Annotated in this window: 14 protein-coding genes and 1 pseudogene; 11 read left to right on the top strand and 4 right to left on the bottom strand. The window is 62.2% G+C overall.

The window, feature by feature from the left end; all coding sequences use genetic code 11:
- Position 1: 1 nt before the first annotated feature.
- The 4 genes from OJ996_RS09355 to OJ996_RS09340 all read left to right on the top strand — a co-directional run bounded on the left by OJ996_RS09355 (position 2) and on the right by OJ996_RS09340 (position 2,238).
- Positions 2–739, top strand: a complete 738-nt coding sequence (locus OJ996_RS09355) for a phosphodiester glycosidase family protein (RefSeq protein WP_264513285.1) — start codon at positions 2–4, stop codon at positions 737–739.
- Between the two features lie 87 nt (positions 740–826).
- Positions 827–1,192 carry a hypothetical protein gene (locus OJ996_RS09350; protein ID WP_264513284.1) on the top strand — a complete coding sequence of 122 codons (366 nt, stop codon included), beginning with the start codon at positions 827–829 and terminating at the stop codon, positions 1,190–1,192.
- A gap of 82 nt (positions 1,193–1,274) precedes the next feature.
- Positions 1,275–1,880 carry a hypothetical protein gene (locus OJ996_RS09345; protein WP_264513283.1) on the top strand — a complete coding sequence of 202 codons (606 nt, stop codon included), beginning with the start codon at positions 1,275–1,277 and terminating at the stop codon, positions 1,878–1,880.
- A gap of 58 nt (positions 1,881–1,938) precedes the next feature.
- Positions 1,939–2,238 (top strand): hypothetical protein, encoded by a 300-nt coding sequence (locus tag OJ996_RS09340; protein WP_264513282.1) that lies wholly within the window; start codon positions 1,939–1,941, stop codon positions 2,236–2,238.
- Between the two features lie 129 nt (positions 2,239–2,367).
- Here the strand turns inward: OJ996_RS09340 and OJ996_RS09335 are convergent, their stop codons facing one another.
- A complete protein-coding gene (locus OJ996_RS09335) occupies positions 2,368–4,635 on the bottom strand; it encodes a hypothetical protein (protein WP_264513281.1) in 2,268 nt (755 codons plus the stop codon).
- Positions 4,636–4,745: 110 nt separating this feature from the next.
- On the opposite strand from OJ996_RS09335, the gene ychF reads away from it, so the two are divergent.
- From ychF to OJ996_RS09320, 3 genes are all read left to right on the top strand, one after another.
- On the top strand, positions 4,746–5,867 hold the full coding sequence (gene ychF, locus OJ996_RS09330) for a redox-regulated ATPase YchF (RefSeq protein ID WP_264513280.1): 1,122 nt from the start codon (positions 4,746–4,748) through the stop codon (positions 5,865–5,867).
- 41 nt (positions 5,868–5,908) lie between these two features.
- Positions 5,909–7,714, top strand: coding sequence for an acyltransferase family protein (locus OJ996_RS09325; RefSeq protein WP_264513279.1), 1,806 nt, complete (start codon positions 5,909–5,911; stop codon positions 7,712–7,714).
- Between the two features lie 256 nt (positions 7,715–7,970).
- The gene (locus tag OJ996_RS09320) at positions 7,971–9,278 is read left to right on the top strand and encodes a hypothetical protein (protein ID WP_264513278.1); all 1,308 of its coding nucleotides are present in this window, start codon (positions 7,971–7,973) and stop codon (positions 9,276–9,278) included.
- Positions 9,279–9,351: 73 nt separating this feature from the next.
- Here the strand turns inward: OJ996_RS09320 and ybeY are convergent, their stop codons facing one another.
- From ybeY to OJ996_RS09305, 3 genes are all read right to left on the bottom strand, one after another.
- Entirely contained in the window at positions 9,352–9,810 is a 459-nt protein-coding gene (gene ybeY / locus OJ996_RS09315) for an rRNA maturation RNase YbeY (RefSeq protein ID WP_264513277.1), read from the bottom strand.
- Positions 9,811–9,815: 5 nt separating this feature from the next.
- On the bottom strand, positions 9,816–11,576 hold the full coding sequence (locus tag OJ996_RS09310; protein WP_264513276.1) for an HDIG domain-containing metalloprotein: 1,761 nt from the start codon (positions 11,574–11,576) through the stop codon (positions 9,816–9,818).
- A 188-nt stretch (positions 11,577–11,764) separates the two neighbouring features.
- On the bottom strand, positions 11,765–12,736 hold the full coding sequence (locus tag OJ996_RS09305) for a PhoH family protein (protein ID WP_264513275.1): 972 nt from the start codon (positions 12,734–12,736) through the stop codon (positions 11,765–11,767).
- A 170-nt stretch (positions 12,737–12,906) separates the two neighbouring features.
- On the opposite strand from OJ996_RS09305, the pseudogene OJ996_RS09300 reads away from it, so the two are divergent.
- From OJ996_RS09300 to OJ996_RS09285, 4 genes and pseudogenes are all read left to right on the top strand, one after another.
- Positions 12,907–13,572: pseudogene (locus tag OJ996_RS09300) on the top strand (ABC transporter ATP-binding protein); the annotation flags it as partial.
- 85 nt (positions 13,573–13,657) lie between these two features.
- Positions 13,658–14,389 carry an ABC transporter permease gene (locus OJ996_RS09295; protein ID WP_264513273.1) on the top strand — a complete coding sequence of 244 codons (732 nt, stop codon included), beginning with the start codon at positions 13,658–13,660 and terminating at the stop codon, positions 14,387–14,389.
- Between the two features lie 24 nt (positions 14,390–14,413).
- The gene (locus OJ996_RS09290; protein WP_264513272.1) at positions 14,414–16,348 is read left to right on the top strand and encodes a Gldg family protein; all 1,935 of its coding nucleotides are present in this window, start codon (positions 14,414–14,416) and stop codon (positions 16,346–16,348) included.
- Between the two features lie 31 nt (positions 16,349–16,379).
- A complete protein-coding gene (locus OJ996_RS09285) occupies positions 16,380–17,705 on the top strand; it encodes a DUF4340 domain-containing protein (RefSeq protein WP_264513271.1) in 1,326 nt (441 codons plus the stop codon).
- Positions 17,706–17,710: the final 5 nt, after the last annotated feature.

The following is a 17,710-nucleotide window of genomic DNA, read 5'->3' as shown; positions in this document are numbered from 1 at the left end:
CATGCGATTGCTCCTCGCCATGCTGGCGCTCGTCCTCCCCGCAGGCGCAGGCGATCACCGCCGCATCGATCTGCCGATCGGCCCCGGCGGACGTGCCACCACCATCCACTGCTATGTCTTCAACTCGGACGTGGAGACCTTCCGCGTGATCGACCAAGGCGGCCTGACATCGCAGAACAGCACCAACCTCGGGGCCGCCTGCGCCGCCATCAACGCGACCGCCGGGGTCAATGGCAGCTATTTCACTCCGGAGGGTGAACCCCTTGGACTCATGATCGCCGGGGGCAAAAGCACGGGGTCACCCGCCCTCGCCGGCGTGCTGACCAGCGGCGTGCTCTGGTCGGATGGGCCAAGGGGCGCCATCGCCCGCAGCAAGCAGTTCGATCTCGCCCACACCAAGGCCAAGGATCTCCTCCAAGCCGGTCCCTTCCTGATCGAGAACGGCGCCGCCGTGAAAGGACTGGAGGCGAAAAGGTTCGCCCGCCGCACCATCGTCATGACGGATGGCGGCAAGCAATGGGCCATCGCCTATGTACCGGGGGCCACTCTGGCGGGCTTGGCCAATGTGCTGGCCATGCCCGGCGCATTTCCTCACTTCCCCTTGAAAACTGTCCTCAATCTCGACGGCGGCGGATCCAGCGGCCTCTGGATTCGGAAGGAGAACGACCAATTGTTTTACCTTCGTGAAATATCCAAGGTCCGCAATTTCCTAGTCATAGTTCGCAGGAATCAGGGCTGAGAGAGCGTTCCAAATATGCCTTTGGACAAGATAGGGGCTCGGTGCTAGCAAAAAGGGGGTCGCCGCATCCGTAGTCCCCCGAGCCACATGAAATCCTTCTGCGTCCTTGCCGCGATCTCGCTGGCTTCCTGCGCCCAAGTGAACAGCATCAAGACCGCCACCGTTTCCGGTGTGTCCAAAATGGGCCAAGGCGTGTCGAAAATTTCCGCCGTCTCCAAGGAGGGCATCGCCAACCTCATGCCGGGACCGAAGATCCCGGTGGTGCAGGTCCGCCCGGAGGCCCTGAAGGACCAGCCGACCGGCCAAGAGCAGGCCGTCGCCTTCGAGCGGGGCCGCCAGAAGCGCGGTTTCTGGGGTAGCCTCTTCCAAGGCCCCGTGAATTTCGAGGAGCCGGATCTCCCGATGGATACCGGTCTCATGGAGGGCGAGTTGCTGCCAACCAAGCTCGAATGATTCGCGATCGTCCCGCACCGGTCCGCCGCTGCGGGACTTTTTTGTTAAACCCCCGCCTTCCCCGGCACATACCCTAGTGTCGATGAAACCCAGCTCCCTCCTCATCGCGGCTCTCTCCGCCCTTGTCCTGTCCCAGGGCCATGCCGCCACCGGCGTGGTTGAATCCACCGGACAGTTTCTGGTCAATTCATCGACCGTTTACCTCTCACCCGTCCCCGGCAGCACCGGCAACGCGAATCTTAACGGGCACAACTTCGGCAGCTTCGATCCTTCCACGGATACGCTCCAGCTCACGAACTGGTTCTTCGAGAACTACGCCTTCAACGCCGGCCCCGGCAGCGACAATTGGATCAACAATACCAATAGCGCCACCCTGCTCCTCAGTATCGGCCTCAATTCGGACGATCAGGTTCTTTCCTACGGCAGTCAGTCGGGAAACAACCACTTCTGGAACAATACCGGCAACGGTCCGCTCAATCTGCTCGATGGCCTCGCCCCCGGCACCTACACGCTGAACGTCTCGGTCAGCTACACCTACAACAATTGGGACGGTGCTTCGACCTCCGTGTTGACCAGCAACAACAATTCGGCGGCCACCGCGACTTTCACCGTGGTTCCCGAGCCCGCGCTGGCCATGCTCGGCTCGCTCGGCTTCCTGATCATCCTGCTTCGCCGCAAGAAACAGTAGCCGGAGGTGGGCGACGCGAAAACCGTTGCCTCCACTCACGCCCGCGCGAGGGTACCGGATGCAACTTCCGGAAGATCTCCTCGCGCTGGTGGAAATGCAGAACCCCGCCGCCTTGGCGGAGGAAGCACAGGGCCGCTTCCCGCTCGCCGAAATCGACGACGCCATCCGTCAGGGCGAAGCTTCCATCGATCTCGTGGCGTGGCTCGAAGCCTGGCGCGAGCGCCATCTTGGCCAGGCCGATGACGAACGCGCCGCCGCCAGTGAACTCGCGATCGCAGGGGCGGGAGCCAAGGGCACTCGCATGGATGCCCCGCCCTTGGGCGACCCAAAGAACTACGAGCAAGGCCCGCCTTCGTAGCGGGATCACTCTTCTCGTAGCGGAAGCACTCTCGTGCTTCCGGCAGCGCGAGCCTCGCCACGAATCGCCATGCGCTTCCTTCTCCCGCATCCCCTAGAAGGGAAGCGATCGATTCCTCCGCGATCTCGCTCACTCCTCGACCACGAAGAGCTCACGTCCCACATCCCGCCGCTCCGCGGTGAAGTGCAGCTTCCCGTTCATGACCTTCAGATCGTCCGGCATCTGCGGCGGGGCCGCGCCGCTTGAGTCCGCCACCATCACCGTGCCGGCCTCCGTGCCATCGCTGCGCCACCACTGTGGATATTTCCCATCCACGCTGAAGATCAGCACGCCGCCCAAGTCGTGGATGGCGTAATCCAAGTGCTCCGGTGCACTCGCAGGGAGAGGCTCGCCGTGAATCCGCTGCGTCCCCGCCGTCGTTCCGTCGCTGGTCCACAGCCGGTTGCCATAGTTCTGGGCAAACACGGAGATGAAGAGCCGATCGCCCACTCGTATCAGCCGGTTGGGCTCCGCGCTCGCGATGCCGTCCCAGTTCCCCTTCACCTCCACCGTGCCTTCCGGCGAGCCATCTGTCCGCCACAGCCCGGCCCCGATGCCGTAGGGCCGCATACCGATGAAGTAGAGCAGTCCATTCAGCTCATACATTTCCGCGCCCAGCGGGACCGGCAGCATGCCATCCGCCGTGCGCACGGCGTGCGTTCCGGCCTCCGTGCCATCGCTCGTCCACAGTGCCTCATAATCCGCCTGCCGCCGCACGCCCCAGTACGCCCGGCCGCCTGCATGCACGATCGCTCCGATGGTTCCCACCTCGGTGTCGCCTTTCTTGAGCAGGCGGGTGCCGCCGGTCTTGCCATCCGTGGTCCAGAAGTCCACCCGCCCCGTGTCTTGCCAGAGCGGGAAGATCGCTCGCCCGCCGATCCCCCCCAGGAAGGTGATTTGGTCCAGCGCCCTGCCCCGCGGTGATTTCCACAGCGCCGCTGCTTTCCCCTTCTGGCTGAGTCTCCACATCTCCTGATCGGAACGGCCGCGCCCCTGCACCATCGTCACGATGTTGCCGTTCAACGCGGCGTAGGGATAGTCGTCGAAGATATTCGAGCTGTAGGCGGAGGCCGTGATCCGCTCCGGCCGCAGCAGTGCCACCGGCCCGCGCTTGCCCTCGCCCAGTTTCCACAACTGCGCCACGCCCTCTTCGGAGTTTGTCTGAACGAAGAGCTCGCTGCCTCCCGCCTGCGTGCTGAAGCCGGATCCGGACGCTTTGACCGGGATCTTCGTCTTCACCTCCGCGGTGCCTGCCGCTGTGCCATCCGTCTGCCACAGTTGGATCCCCATGCCCGAGGGCCCCTGCACCTCAAAGTGGAGCTTACCCTCTCCCTGCGCCGACGGGAACCACGCCGAGATGATACGATCCCCCAGGAGAGCCAACATCACCGTCCCCTGCGGCGTTCCATCGCTCCGCCACAAGGCACCACCGACACTGCCATACGAGCCGAAGTAATAGTGCCCGCCCATCATCACGCCTCCGCCATCTGAGAAGAAGCTCTGCTCGATCGCATCCAGCACCAGCGGCAGCGCCACCGCGGAGTCTTCCGAGCCATCCGTGTAGTGCAGCCGGCAGATGACTTGTGGTCCCGGCTGATGGGCCCTGAAGAAGCTGCCTGCGCCTGCCGACCTGGAGACGAAGTCTTCGACTCCCTGCCACTCGCCCGCCGCCACGAGTCGCGGCTCGGTGCCTTGGTAGGTGAAACTCCATAACTCCGGGGCGAAAAAGTTCCGCACTACCTTGAGCAGCAAGCGGCCATCCAGCTCCGAAGCCATCCCGAGCTGCATGGGCTCGGCATAGGGAAGCAGCTCGCCCGCATCCAGCAACAGCGTGGTGCCCGCCTCGCTGCCATCGCTGCGCCAGACCTGATCGCCATTCGCGAGGATATAGCACCACGTGCCGTCACTGATGATCTCCCGCACCGAGCCGAAGGGTGCGCGCGCGCCCGAGCCCCCCGCACGAGGGTTCAATTCACGCTCGTTCCCCGGAGTGCCATCCGTGAACCACACGCCTCGGCTGTCCTCCGCCAAGGCCGCTGCCAGATAGAAATAGCCGGTCGACGTCCGCAGCACCTGCACTGCCGTGTCCGTCTCCAGATCCGACGGCAGGTCCGCGAGGTGCCGTGTGCCTCCTGCCGTGCCATCCGTAAGCCACAGTTGAAACGCATCCCTTACCTGCCCCCGGAAAACGATCTCACCGATCCCGACCCTCACCGGATCCTGAGGCTGCGATCCCATTTCTCCGGGCACGATATCCTTCAGCAGCCGCGTCCCTTTCGGCGTGCCATCGCTGCACCAAAGCTCCACCCCGTGCGCTACATCCGCCTTCGGGAAGACCAAGTTGATGTCGCTGTCCATCATCGCCCCGGCACCTTCCGCGGTTTTACCTGATTTTTCTTCCCCGCACCACCCCGGAGCGAATTCCGCCCTTGGCGAGCCGGGGGGCATGCCCTAACCCTCCCCCCGCCATGCTGAAAGCCGGAATCGTCGGACTCCCGAATGTCGGTAAGTCCACTCTCTTCAACGCCGTCACCCGTTCCCGCAAGGCGGAGGCGGCCAACTACCCCTTCTGCACCATCGATCCGAATGTCGGCATCGTGGTCGTGCCCGATTCCCGGCTCGCCGTGCTTTCGAAGATCTCCGGCTCCCAGAAGCTGGTGCCCACCGCGATCGAGTTCGTGGACATCGCCGGTCTGGTGAAGGGTGCCTCGGAAGGTGCCGGTCTCGGCAACCAGTTCCTCGCGAACATCCGCGAGACCGATGCCATCGTGCAGGTGGTGCGCTGCTTCGAGAACGACGACATCATTCACGAACTCGGCACCGTCGATCCGATCCGCGATATCGAGATCATCAATGCCGAGCTGATCCTCGCCGACATCGCCGCGATGGAGAAGCGCCGCGTCTCTCGCGAGAAGAAAGGCAAGGGCGGCGATAAGGAAGCGAAGGCGGAGGTCGAGCTGATCGACAAGCTCCTGCCCCACCTCAACGACGGCAAGCCCGCGCTGACCTTCTCGCTCTCCGACGCGGAACGCGAGCTGATGAAGGATTTCTTCCTGCTCTCGGATAAGAAGACCATCTTCGCCTGCAACGTCGCGGAAGACGAACTCGCCGGTGCCATGGCCGATCCCGACTCGCACCCTTGGGTCGCCAAGGTCCGCAAGTTCGCCGCCGAAGCCCACGGGGCCGAGGCCGTCGTCATCTCCGCCAAGATCGAGGAAGAACTGGTCGACCTCACTCCCGAGGAAGCCGCTGAAATGCTCGGCGAAATGGGCATCTCGGATTCCGGCGTCTCCGCCCTCATCCGTGCTGTCTATCACCTCCTCGGCCTGCGCACCTACCTCACCACCGGCGTGCAGGAAACCCGCGCCTGGACCATCCACGAAGGCGACAAGGCACCCGCCGCCGCGGGTGTCATCCACACCGACTTCGAGCGCGGCTTCATCGCCGCGGAAGTGGTGCACTACGACGACCTCGTCGCCGCCGGCTCCAAGCACGGCGCCAAGGAAGCCGGCAAGCTCCGCATCGAAGGCAAGGAATACGTCGTCAAGGATGGCGACGTCATCGAGTTCCGCTTCAACGTGAGCAAATAGGTGCCGCTGCTGCGGCTCCCGCCCCGCCAAGCGTCAAAATCATGGCGAATTCGTTCCCCTACCGCCCTTCAATCGACGGGCTGCGGGCGGTCGCCATCCTCGCTGTCCTTATTTTTCATCTTCACCCCTCCTGGCTGCCCGGCGGCTTCGTCGGGGTGGATGTGTTTTTCGTGCTTTCGGGATACCTGATCACCGCCGTTATCACGGCTGAACATCAGCACGGGAACTTCAGCCTCGGAAAGTTTTACCAGCGCCGGATCGCGCGACTTTTCCCCGCCTTCATCGTGATGGCTGCCGCGACCATGGCGGCTGCGGCTCTAATTTACTCCGCACAGGATCTCGCGTCCACCGGCGAAAGCCTCGCGACCGCCGCAGCCTCGGTTATCAACCTGAGGCTGATGCTTCAAGGGGCTTACTTCGAACTCTCTCCGGATGCGGAACCCTTTCTCCACTGCTGGTCGCTCTCCGTGGAAGAGCAGTTCTATCTGTTCTATCCCATTCTGCTGGTCCTTCTCCTCCGTAGATCCCGCAAATTGCTGCTGATTGGATTACTCGGCCTGATGCTCGTCAGCTTGGCTTCATGCTTGGTGATAACCCCGCTTAGATCCCCTTGGGCTTTCTATCTTTTGCCAACCCGGGCATGGGAGCTTCTGGCAGGAGGATTTCTCGCCCTGAGACGTTCGCATCAAGAAACGGGAGCCAGCATGATGCTCGCTTCGAAGTTCTTCCCGTGGCTCGGGGTCGCCTTGCTTGTCGCATCTTTCATTCTGATACGCGAAGCCGCTGGATTTCCGGGTTACCAAGCCCTGTTCCCGGTGATCGGCACCCTACTTGTGATCACAGGCACGGATATGCCCCGGGGAGGCGGGGTCCAGAGGATCTTGGCCGCGCCCTTGCTGGTGTCGATTGGCAAGCTGTCTTACTCGCTTTATCTTTGGCATTGGCCGGTCTTCTCCTTCGTGGACTACAAGCTTCTCCTGCTTGAAGAGACTCCCAGGGCTTTCCTCAAAACCGCAATCACCGTGCCGCTTGCCATTGCGAGCTACCGCTTCATAGAGTGTCCGGCCAGAGCAGCATTGAATCGCCCCGCGTCACGCCGGTTCGCGCTTGCCGCGCTGGTTGCGAGCCTCGCCATCTGCATTCCCACCGGGCTCGCCATCCGGGACCGGAACTACCTCAACGTCCGGGACATTTCCAAGGGCAAGCTCACGTTCAACCGCACACGGAGTGCGGGTAGCGTCGTGCTACTGGGTGACAGTCACGGCTCTATGTACGGCCAAATGGCCAAGCAACTCGCCGACGAATTGGGATACCGGCTGACGGTGATGAGCGCTTCTTCCGGAGATCCCCTGCCCTTGGCCTCCGCCGACACTCCAGAAGGCGAATCGCTATGGTCGCAAAGCCTCGCGGCAGTCCGACAAGACTCCCCGGACTTCGTCATCATCGCATGCCAGTGGAGTGGCAAACTGGATCACGATGGAATCAGGCTCAAACGGGCGCTGGACGAACTTCGCCCCCTGACGCGCAGGATCATCCTCCTGACACAACCTCCAAGGCTACCTCCGGAAGCAACCCGCGACGCCATTCGGAAAGGTGCACGACCACCCTTCCATGAAGAAGGAGTTCAAAAATCCCGGCGCATGGTGGTGAATGCCGACCTCCTTGCACGAGCAAGCGATCGCGTTCTCGTGATCGATTTGGAGAGCCTCTTCCACGACTCGAGCGGAGCGATCCCGTTCTGGGACTCGGAAGGCCACCTGCTCTTTCACGATCGCGGCCACCTCTCCAGCCACGGCGCGCAACGGGTTAGATCTCTGCTTGCAGAAGCCCTGAAGAAGAGTCCCTGAGGGATGCCCGTCAGCGCAAGCACAAGCATCCCCCACCACCGGCCACAGCTGTGCGACCAATGGTTCCTGCGCCGCTTCCATCCGCGCGCGATCGTCGTCTTCCTCGTCCTTATGTCCCGCGAGGTGCGCAAATATACACTAAGGAGGGGGCGCGTCTCGCGCCCCTTTTTGTTGTGTCGAATGGGAACAGTTGGATCAACCCATCCTGAGTGATGGCGTCTTGATCTTATAGTTCATTCCGATAAATGACATCGCCATGCAAGTGACTCCCCCTCAAGACCAGAACGACAAAGGAAATTTCCAGCAGGTCATCATGGACTTCGCTGAGTCGGTCGAATCAATCCTTGTTTCCATCGACCCTGTTTTAACTGCCATGAAGCGGGAAGCAGAGGAGTATTTTGCACCGATCAATCAGATGATGGAGCGACTAGTGCCGGTTATGCCGGAGAATCCAGGAGAGACTTCCTCCTTCGCGCTCCATCCAGAGGACAAGCCAAACTTCTCCCGCCATCACCGCCTTTACATTCGGCGACTTAAAGCCCGATCGCTAATGCAGCGAAGCTTGCTCATCTCAATCATCTCGCAATACGATGCCTTCATCGCATCGCTCTTACGAGAAACATATATTGCCCACCCCACCAGAATTGACCAATCAGGAAAAACATTCACCCTCTCGGACATCGAGAAAATGGGAGGACTTACCGCAGTCAGAGAGCGAATCATAGAAGACGATATCGATGATTTCCTGCGTAAAAGCCACTACGAGCAGATCGAGAAGCTCAAGACTGCCTACAGACTTCCGGCCGACCTTTTAAAAGAAGAACTTCCCGGCTTTGTGGAAGCAGCACAACGCAGACATCTTTTTGTCCACAATGACGGAAGGGTCGGGCGACGCTACATCACCAATTGCCAAGAAGCCGGATACAAATTAGCAGACGGCATCGAGATAGGATCAGCTTTAGATGCCGGGTCTGAATACTTAATTGGAATTGCCGAACTCGTTTACGCGGTAGGACTGAAAATCGGATTTGGAGTTTGGCTTCAGATTTATAAAGGCGACAAAGACCTAGCAGGACAGTCCGCAAACAGCTTGGCATTCGATCTCATTTCAAACGATCGGCACTCGCTAGCAGCCCGCCTCATTGAATACGCCCTTATAAAGCCCAACGTCTTCTTGGAGCGACTTGAACGATGTTTGGTTATCAATCTAGCTCAGGCTTACAAATGGATGGGAGAGAATGAAAAGGCTTTAGCGGTAATCAACCGCAAGGATTGGTCCGCCATGCCTGACGACCTGAGGATCGGAGAATTACTCATACGCGACGACTTCGATACTGCCTGTATCTTGGTTCGCCGTCTCAAGGCGGCAACCGATTTCGAGGCGGTGAACTACCAGCAGTGGCCAATATTCCGCGACCTCATCAAGCAACCATTGTTCTTAGAAACCTTCAGGGAAGTCTATGGGCAGGAATTCATCGAGAGTGTGGTTCCTGAGGCAGTGTTAAGAGATGACATAACCCAAGGTGTTCACGCCGATATAGCCCCCCACGAAGAGACTAAATAAGTTGAGGATGGAGTTTAGCTTTCCTCAATACTCTTCCCTTCTTGCCGTCGAAACCTAACCAAGCCTAGCAAGCTCAAACCTCCCCCACCACCGGCCATAGCCGTGCGACCAAGGGTTCCTGCGCCGCTTCCATCCGCGCGCGATCGTCGTCTTCCTCGTCCTCATGCCCCGCGAGGTGCAGCAGGCCATGGACGATGTAACGGAAAAGCTCTCTCAAAGGCGGCTCGCCGTTCTCCGCCGCCTGGCGGAAGGCCACCTCCACCCCGATCACGATCTCGCCGTGATGGAAGGTGATGACATCCGTCTCACCCTCGATCCCCATGAACTGCTCGTGAACGCGCGCACTGGTTTCGTCATCCACCAGCGCCACCTCCACGCATTCATGCTCCGGCAGCGGCGCATCGCCACCATGCAGGTGACTAGCCAGGATCTCCGCCGCCGCCATCGAGCCCCCCTTCTCCAAGGCCACCAGCCACGCCTCGGGAATTTCGGTGCGGGCCTGATTGTTGCCGACGATGATTTCCGGGCACATGGGACTCAGTTGGCGGGTTTCGGGGTCTGGGGCACGGCAGCGGGCTGGACCGGGGCCGTCTTGAGCGGCTGGGTCTTCGAGCCCTGTTGACCGCCATGGCGCTTCTCCAAATCCGAGGAACTCTTGCGACCCAAGGTGCTGCGCTCGTCATCCTTGGGATAGTCGATGCGCGTGTGGAGCATGCTCCGCAGCGTCGCGCAGAAGCTGTCCTTCACCTTGGCCAAGTCATTCAGGGTCAGGACGCAATTCGACAACTGGCCGTCACAGACCCGACCATCCACCAGATCTTCGACCATCGCCCGGATCTTGGCCGGGGTCGGCTTCTTGAGGCTGCGCGAGGCGCTCTCCACGATGTCCGCCAAGCTCACGATCCCGCTCTCGCGGCTGCGCGGACGCGGACCGGGATAGCGGAAGTTCTTCTCGTCGATCTTCGGCAGGTCCTCGGGATTCTCCAAACCCTTCTCCACCTTCTCCAACTCCGCCTTCTTCTGCTCTTGGGCGCGGCGGTAGAAGTAGCTCACCAGCGAGTCGCCGTGATGCTCCTGGATGATGTCGATGACCTTCGGGTTCAGCTTGTGCTTCACCGCAAGGTCCACGCCGTCCTTCACGTGGGCGATGATGATCAGCGCGCTCATCGTGGGAGTCAGCGCGCTGTGCGGGTTGTCCGCGCCGTCCGCTTGGTTCTCGATGAAATACTCCGGTTTGCTCAGCTTCCCGATGTCGTGGAAGTAGGCCGAGACACGACACATCGCCGCATTCGCTCCGACCGCTTCCGCGGCGGCCTCCGCCAGCGAGGCGACCACCAGGCTGTGGTGGAAGGTTCCCGGCGCCTCGAGCTGTAAGCGACGGAGCAGCTTGTGGTTCAGGTCGCTCAGCTCCAGCCATGAAATGTCGGTGGTCAGTTGGAAGGCACCCTCCAGCACCGGCAGCATGCCGCTCACCAGCAGGGCGATCACGATGCCCATGCCCAGCGCGGCCAGACAGCTCAGCCCGGCGCGCTTCATGGCAGAGAGCTGGTCGCCCGCGTCCGGGGTGATGTCGATCACGCCGAAGGCCACGCAGAGCACCAGCGCGATCACGCCGGCATAGACGCCCGCCCGGAGCAGTTGCACCCGCTTGCGGACCCGGTAGACCGCCTGCACCGCCGCGAAGCCGCAACAAAGGCTCACCGCCACATAGGGGAGGCGGTCATGCAGGGGCAATACAAGCGAACCCAACATCGCCCCATAGATGGTCGAAAAGGTTCCCACCGGCCGCCCCAACAGCACCGCATGGATCATCGGCGTGAGCGCGAAGGGGATCAGCAGGAACTTCAGGTCTCCTGACATGGAGTTGGCATCCACCATCACGGAGATTCCTCTCACCAGCGCCATGTGCCCGGCCAAGCCGCCGAGGATCAGGATGATCCGGCCGTTCCGCTTGGCCTCCGCGCCCAGATTCGTCTGCAGCACGAACACCGCGGTGATCGCCAGAACCACCCCGAAAAGACCCAGCGTCGACGGAGTCGGCAGAGGCGAGGTCGCGGAAGGATAGGAGCTTTCGCCCGCCGGAGCCACGACGCTCGGATCTCCCATCACCTCGGAGCCGACGTGGAGCACGATGGCACCCACCCAAGCGATGAAGACCAGATAAAGCGAGAGCCGGACCCACGGACTCTTGTCCAAGGTCATCGCCACCGCATTCTCGGCATGAACCCGACGCTTGCGCCCCGAGGACAATCCTCGACGTGCCAGACGCCAGCGTTTGAAAGCATCAATGAATCCCACGGTGTGGCAACTGGATTGCTAGCGCGGCCGACAGCAGCGACGGCGGGGGAGTTGGTTAGACCATCCCCCCCTCTTTTGCAATGCGCAAATACCCGCTAGGTAGGGCATACCCGGTAACGGCAGACCAGACTTAATCATTGGATTAAATCATTCGATTCAATCGAAAAAATATCCTTATTACCAGCGAGTTAACCGACAGAACTCCGATGACGGTCATAGGCCTCAATGATCCGGCCCACCACCGGGTGCCGGACCACGTCCGATCCGCTAAACCTCACGAAATCAATCCCCGGCACACCGCCGAGCGCTCGCTCCGCCTCGAACAGCCCGGAGGGCACGTTCGGCTTCAGGTCGATTTGGGAACCGTCTCCCGTCACCACCATCCGCGAGTCCTCGCCCAAGCGCGTGAGCGCCATAAACATCTGCTCACGGGTCGTGTTCTGCGCCTCATCCAGAATCACGAAGGAGCGTGCCAAAGTCCGCCCCCGCATGAAGGCCAAGGGCGCAATCTCGATCGTGCCGTCCGCTAGGTAGCGTTCGCCCTCCTCATGCCCGATCATGTCGTGGATCGCATCGTAGAGCGGCCGCAGGTAGGGGGCCACCTTCTCGCGCAGATCGCCCGGCAGGAAGCCGAGCGCCTCGCCCGCCTCCACCGCCGGCCGGGTCAGCACGACCCGCCCCACCCGCTTGGCCTTCAGCATTGAAAGCGCCATCGCCATCGCCAGGTAAGTCTTGCCCGTGCCCGCAGGCCCGAGCCCGAAAACCACGTCGTTCTTCTCGATCGACTTCAAATACTCCAGCTGCCGCGGCGTCTTGGGCACCACCGGCTTGCGGCCGCGCAGGCCCAGCAGGCGCACGCCGGAAAGCTCGCTCACCGAGCCCTCATCCCCCGCCGCCGCCATGTCCACCGCCATCCGGAAGTCCCGCGAAGCGATCTCCGAGCCCTGCCGCCGTGCCTGCTCCAGATCGGAAAACACCGCCGCCGCCCGCTTCACCTCCGCTTCCGGCCCCGCGAAAAGAATCCATCCCTCCCGCGTAACCGTGCGCACGCCCAGCTTCTCCTCCAGATACTTCAGCTCCTTCGCGTCGTTCGCGAACAGGGAATGCAGGAAGGGAGCCGTCTCATACTCCAGCTTGATCTCGGTCTCCGGGACACTCATCGCCACCGGTCTAACCATTTCCCTCCCCCCGGTCAGCCTGAAAATCCACTCTCCTCATGACGGGCCTTTTCCCTTGCCAACCCGGGCCACAGTCATTTTTTCAGACGCGCACCGTCTCCCGCGCCGCTAGCGGAGGCGTCCACGCAGACGAATAGAACCCTGTAGACTCCATGATCGAAGTCGAGAACTTGACCAAACAGTTCGGAAGGAAAACCGCAGTCGATCACCTCTCGTTTTCCGTGCGGAAAGGCGAAGTGCTCGGCTTCCTCGGGCCCAACGGCGCCGGCAAATCCACCACCATGCGCATGGTGACCGGCTTCCTCCCGCCCACCTCCGGCGACGCGAAAATCTGCGGCATCTCCGTGATCGACCGCCCCGCCGAGGCCAAGAGCAAGGTAGGCTACCTGCCCGAATCCGCACCGCTCTACAATGACATGACGGTGTCCGGCTTCCTCAAATTCTGCGCCGAGATGCGCGGCCTGACCGGCAATACCCGCAAGGACGCCGTCGACCGCGTCATCGACACCTGCTTCCTGCAAAGCGTCGCCTTCCAGTCGATCGACACCCTCTCCAAGGGCTACCGCCACCGCACCTGCCTCGCCCAGTCGCTCCTCCACGATCCCGAAGTCCTGATCCTCGACGAGCCCACCGACGGCCTCGACCCGAACCAGAAACACGAGGTCCGCCAGCTCATCAAGCGCCTCGGCGAAACCAAGGCCATCCTTTTCTCCACCCACATCCTGGAGGAAGTGGAAGCCGCCTGCTCCCGCGCCGTCATCGTCGACAAGGGCCGCATCGTCGTCGACGGCACCCCGGCCGAGCTGATTGCCAAGTCCGGCAGCGGCTCCCTCACCGACCTCTTCCGCAAGGTGACCACGCTGGATACCGCCGCCTGAACCCACCCGCATCCCTTTCCTCTCAATGAATACCTGGACCATCTACAAGCGGGAGCTGAGCAGCTACTTCAGCCACCCGATCGCCTACGCGGTGATCGTCGTGTTCCTGCTCATCTCGATGATCTTCTCCTTCACCCTCGGGGCCTTCCTCGATGTCGGAGACGCCTCGCTCACCTACTCCTTCTTCGCCTACCTGCCCTTCGTGCTGATGGTGCTCGTCCCCGCCGTGGGCATGCGCCTCATGTCGGAGGAACTCCGCAGCGGCACCATCGAACTGCTCGGCACCATGCCCGTCTCCATGTGGAGCGTCATCCTCGGCAAGTTCCTCGCCGCCGCCACCGTCTGGCTCGTTGCCATCCTCCTCACCTTCCCCATCTGGATCACGGTGAACTGGCTCGGCGACCCCGATAACCTCACCATCTTCTGCGGCTACATCGGCGCCTTCCTCGTCGCCTGCTGCTTCCTCGCCATCACCCTGCTCGTCTCCGCCTTCACGCGGGACCAGGTGATCTGCCTCATCGTCTCCTCCGCCATCTGCATCCTGATCGTGCTCGGCACCTTCGATTCCTTCGTGCGCGTCTTCGCCAAGTCCCTGCCGCAGGAAGTCTCGAACGCCATCACCGCCCTCGGCGTCTGGGATCACTTCCTCTCCCTCGCCCGCGGTGCCTTCCGCATCCAGGATGCCGTCTGGTTCGGCTCCATCATCGTCGCCTGCCTCCTCGGCACCAGCGCCATCGTCTCCGCCAAGCGCGCCTAACCGAATCCCGAATCACCAACACCAATGAGCACGGAAGCAAAGACCGTACATCCCATGGCCCGGGCGATTCTCGCGATCCTGGCCCTGGCCGCCATCGTCGTCGCCTCGAACCTCCTCGTCTCCGGCCTCGGCATCGGCCACCGCAATGCCGACTTCACCGCCGACAAGGTCCACACCCTCTCCGACGGCACCCGCGAGATCATCAAGGAGCTCGGCGCACCCGTCGTCATCCGCTACTACGCCACCCGTAGTTCCGACTACATGCCGGAGCACCTCAAGCTCCACATGCGCCGCGTGGACGACCTGCTGGCCCAGTACAAGAACCTCTCGAACGGCAAGCTCCAGGTGATCGAGCTCGATCCCCAGCCCGACACCGAGGCCGAGGACTCCGCCAACCTCGACGGCATCAGCGGCCAGAGCTTCGACGACCAGAACCTCTTCTTCGGCCTGGCCATCTCCTGCCTCGAGCGCACCACCACCATCCCCTACCTCGACCCCGCGCAGGAGACCATGCTGGAGTACCAGATCTCCCGCTCCATCTCCGAGGTCTCCCGCCCCGACAAGCCGGTCATCGGCCTCATGGCAGGCCTTGCCGTCAATGGCGGCCCGAGCATGAACCCGATGCAGCCCGGCCAGCCGGCATGGGAAATCATCCGCCAGCTCCAGCAGTTCTACGAGGTCCGCGACCTCACCATGACCCCCGCCAAGATCGAGCCCGAGATCGACCTCCTGCTGGTCATCCACCCGGCCGATATCACCCCGGAGGCCGAGTTCGCCATCGACCAATACGTCCTCCAGGGCGGCACCGTGGTCGCCTGCGTCGACCCCTTCTCCGTGGCCGCACAGATGATGGGCGGCGGCAATCCGATGATGGGCGGCGGCGGTCCTCCGACGGCCTCCACTCTCCCCACCCTGCTCCCCGCATGGGGCCTCACCATGGACACCCAGGTCGTCGCGGATGAGAACTACCAGACCCAGATGAGCGGCAACCGCAAAGGCATCGCCGTGCTCACCGTCCCCCAGGAAGGCATGCCGCAGAAGGACAACGTGATCACGAAGAACCTGAACAACGCGGTCTTCTTCCTGCCCGGCGGCCTCACCAAATCCGGCGGCGGCGTCGCGGCGAACACCTTGGTCAAGTCCTCGCCGAAGGCCGGGCTGGTCAATGCCATGAGCGCCTCCCGTCTCGATCCCGCCCTCGCCGATAGCTTCGAGGGCAATCGCTCCTACGACCTCGTCGTCCACCTCTCCGGCAACTTCAAGTCCGCCTTCCCGAAGGGCAAGCCCGGCACCGAGGAGAAGAAGGAAGAAGAGAAGCCCGCCGCCGATGGCGAGGCGAAGAAGGAAGACAAGCCCGAGGAAAAGAAGGAGGAGAAGCCCGCTTCCCTCACCGAGGCTACCAAGCCCGGTAACGTCTTCGTCATCGCGGATGTCGATGCCTTCTTCGACCAGTTCGCCTTCCGCATGCAGAACTTCGGCGGCCGCATGATGAACCTCGGCCCGCAGAACGGGAACTCCTCCCTGCTGCTGAACATGGTCGACCAGGCCGCTTCCTCCACCCACCTCATCGGCGCCCGCAGCCGCGCCGCCGTCTCCCGCCCCTTCACCAAGATCAAGGAGCTGGAAGCCGCCGCATCCGCCAAGGTCCGCGGCAAGGAAGCCGAGCTCAAGAAGAAGGAGCAAGAGGCGAACAACAAGCTGAACGAAATGCAGCAGACCAAGGCCGCCGGCACCGAGCTCTTCCTCTCGCCCGAGCAGGAGGCGGAGATCCGCAAGTTCCGCCAGGAGCTGGTGGATTCCAAGAAGCAGCAGCGCGAGCTGATGAAGGACCTGCGCAAGGAGAAGGACGGCATCGCCGGTCGCATCACCTTGGCCAATGTCCTCGGCATGCCACTGCTGGTCGTCATCTTCGGCATCGGCCTGCTCGTGAAACGCCGCACCGCCACCCGCGCCCGCTGAACCCCATTCCAAACCTTATAAACTTCCAGCCATGAACAAACGCCAAGTCGTTGTCCTCTGGATCATCGCCATCCTTCTCATCGTTGCCGCCATCGTCGTCCGCATGGGCGATCGAGACGGCACCGTGACCAAGATGCAGCGCGCGGACGGTGAAACCTTCCTCAAGGAATTCCCCGCCGACCAAGTCGCCAAGATCGAGCTCAAGGGCGCGAAGGACACCACCACCCTCGTCCGCAAGGATGGCAAGTGGTCCGTGGCCGAACGCGAGAACTACCCGGCCAAGCTCTCCTCCGTGCAAGAGTTCCTCCGCACCCTCACCGAGGTGAAGGTGACCCAGGGCATCGAGTGCGAGCCGTCTTTCCTGCCACGCTTCGGCATGGATGCCGCCGCCTCCAAGGAAGAAGATCGCGGCATCCAGGCCGTCTTCACCAACGACGCGGGCTCCGAAGTCGCCAAGGTGAACTTCGGCAAGAACGTCCAGGCCGCCGGCGATCCGATGAGCATGATGGGTGGCGGCACCTCCGGCCGCTTCGTCAGCAATGCCGCGGACACCAGCGGGGTCTACAAGATCAGCGAGATCTTCCCCGCCCTGACCACCGAGCCGAAGACCTGGCTCGATCCCCAGTTCATCCAAATCGAGAAGATCAAGAGCATCTCCCTCAGCCCGCCCATCAAGCCGGAAGAGGTCGCATGGAAACTGGTCCGCGCCGATGAAAATGCCGAGTTCACGCTGGAAGGCGCGAAGGAGGGCGAAGCCGTCGATCCCGCCGCCACCGCTCCCTTGAAGAGCCTCTTCTCCTTCGCCCGCTTCGACGATGTCGTGAGTGCGGACGAAGCCGCCGAGATCCGCAATCACGTGGAAGCCCGCACGGTGAAGATCGAGACCCTCGAAGGTTTCACCTACACCATCACCCTCGCCCCCACCTTCCCGAAGAAGGAAGAGCCGGGTGCCCCCGCCGAAGCTCCGGTCCCGGAGGAATCCTTCCTCATGACCGTGGAAGTGAGTGCCGAGATCCCCGCCGAGCGGAAGAAGGAGGACAAGGAAACCCCGGAAGACGCCAAGGCCAAGGATACCGCCTTCACCGAGCGCAAGACCACCTTGGAGAAGCGACTCGCCACCGAGAAGGCCTTGGCCGGACGCACCTTCAAGGTCGCCGCCACCACCGTCCAACCGCTCATCAAGGAGCGCGCCGATTTGATCGCGAAGCCGGATGCCCCGGCCGCCGGCAATCCCGGCCCCGGCGGTGCCATGCCACCCGGTGGCCCCACCCTCATCCCGCAGCAACCGCGCCGACCGGTCGAAGCCGTCACCCCGCCGATCGCCATCCCTCCGCTGGAGGAAGGCGAGGGACAGTAAGTTTG

Origin of the sequence: Luteolibacter rhizosphaerae, assembly GCF_025950095.1 — a bacterium.
Classification (GTDB): Bacteria; Verrucomicrobiota; Verrucomicrobiia; order Verrucomicrobiales; family Akkermansiaceae; genus Haloferula; species Haloferula rhizosphaerae.
Note: the sequence above shows the minus strand (reverse complement) of the source record. Positions and strands in the feature narration are given on the sequence as shown.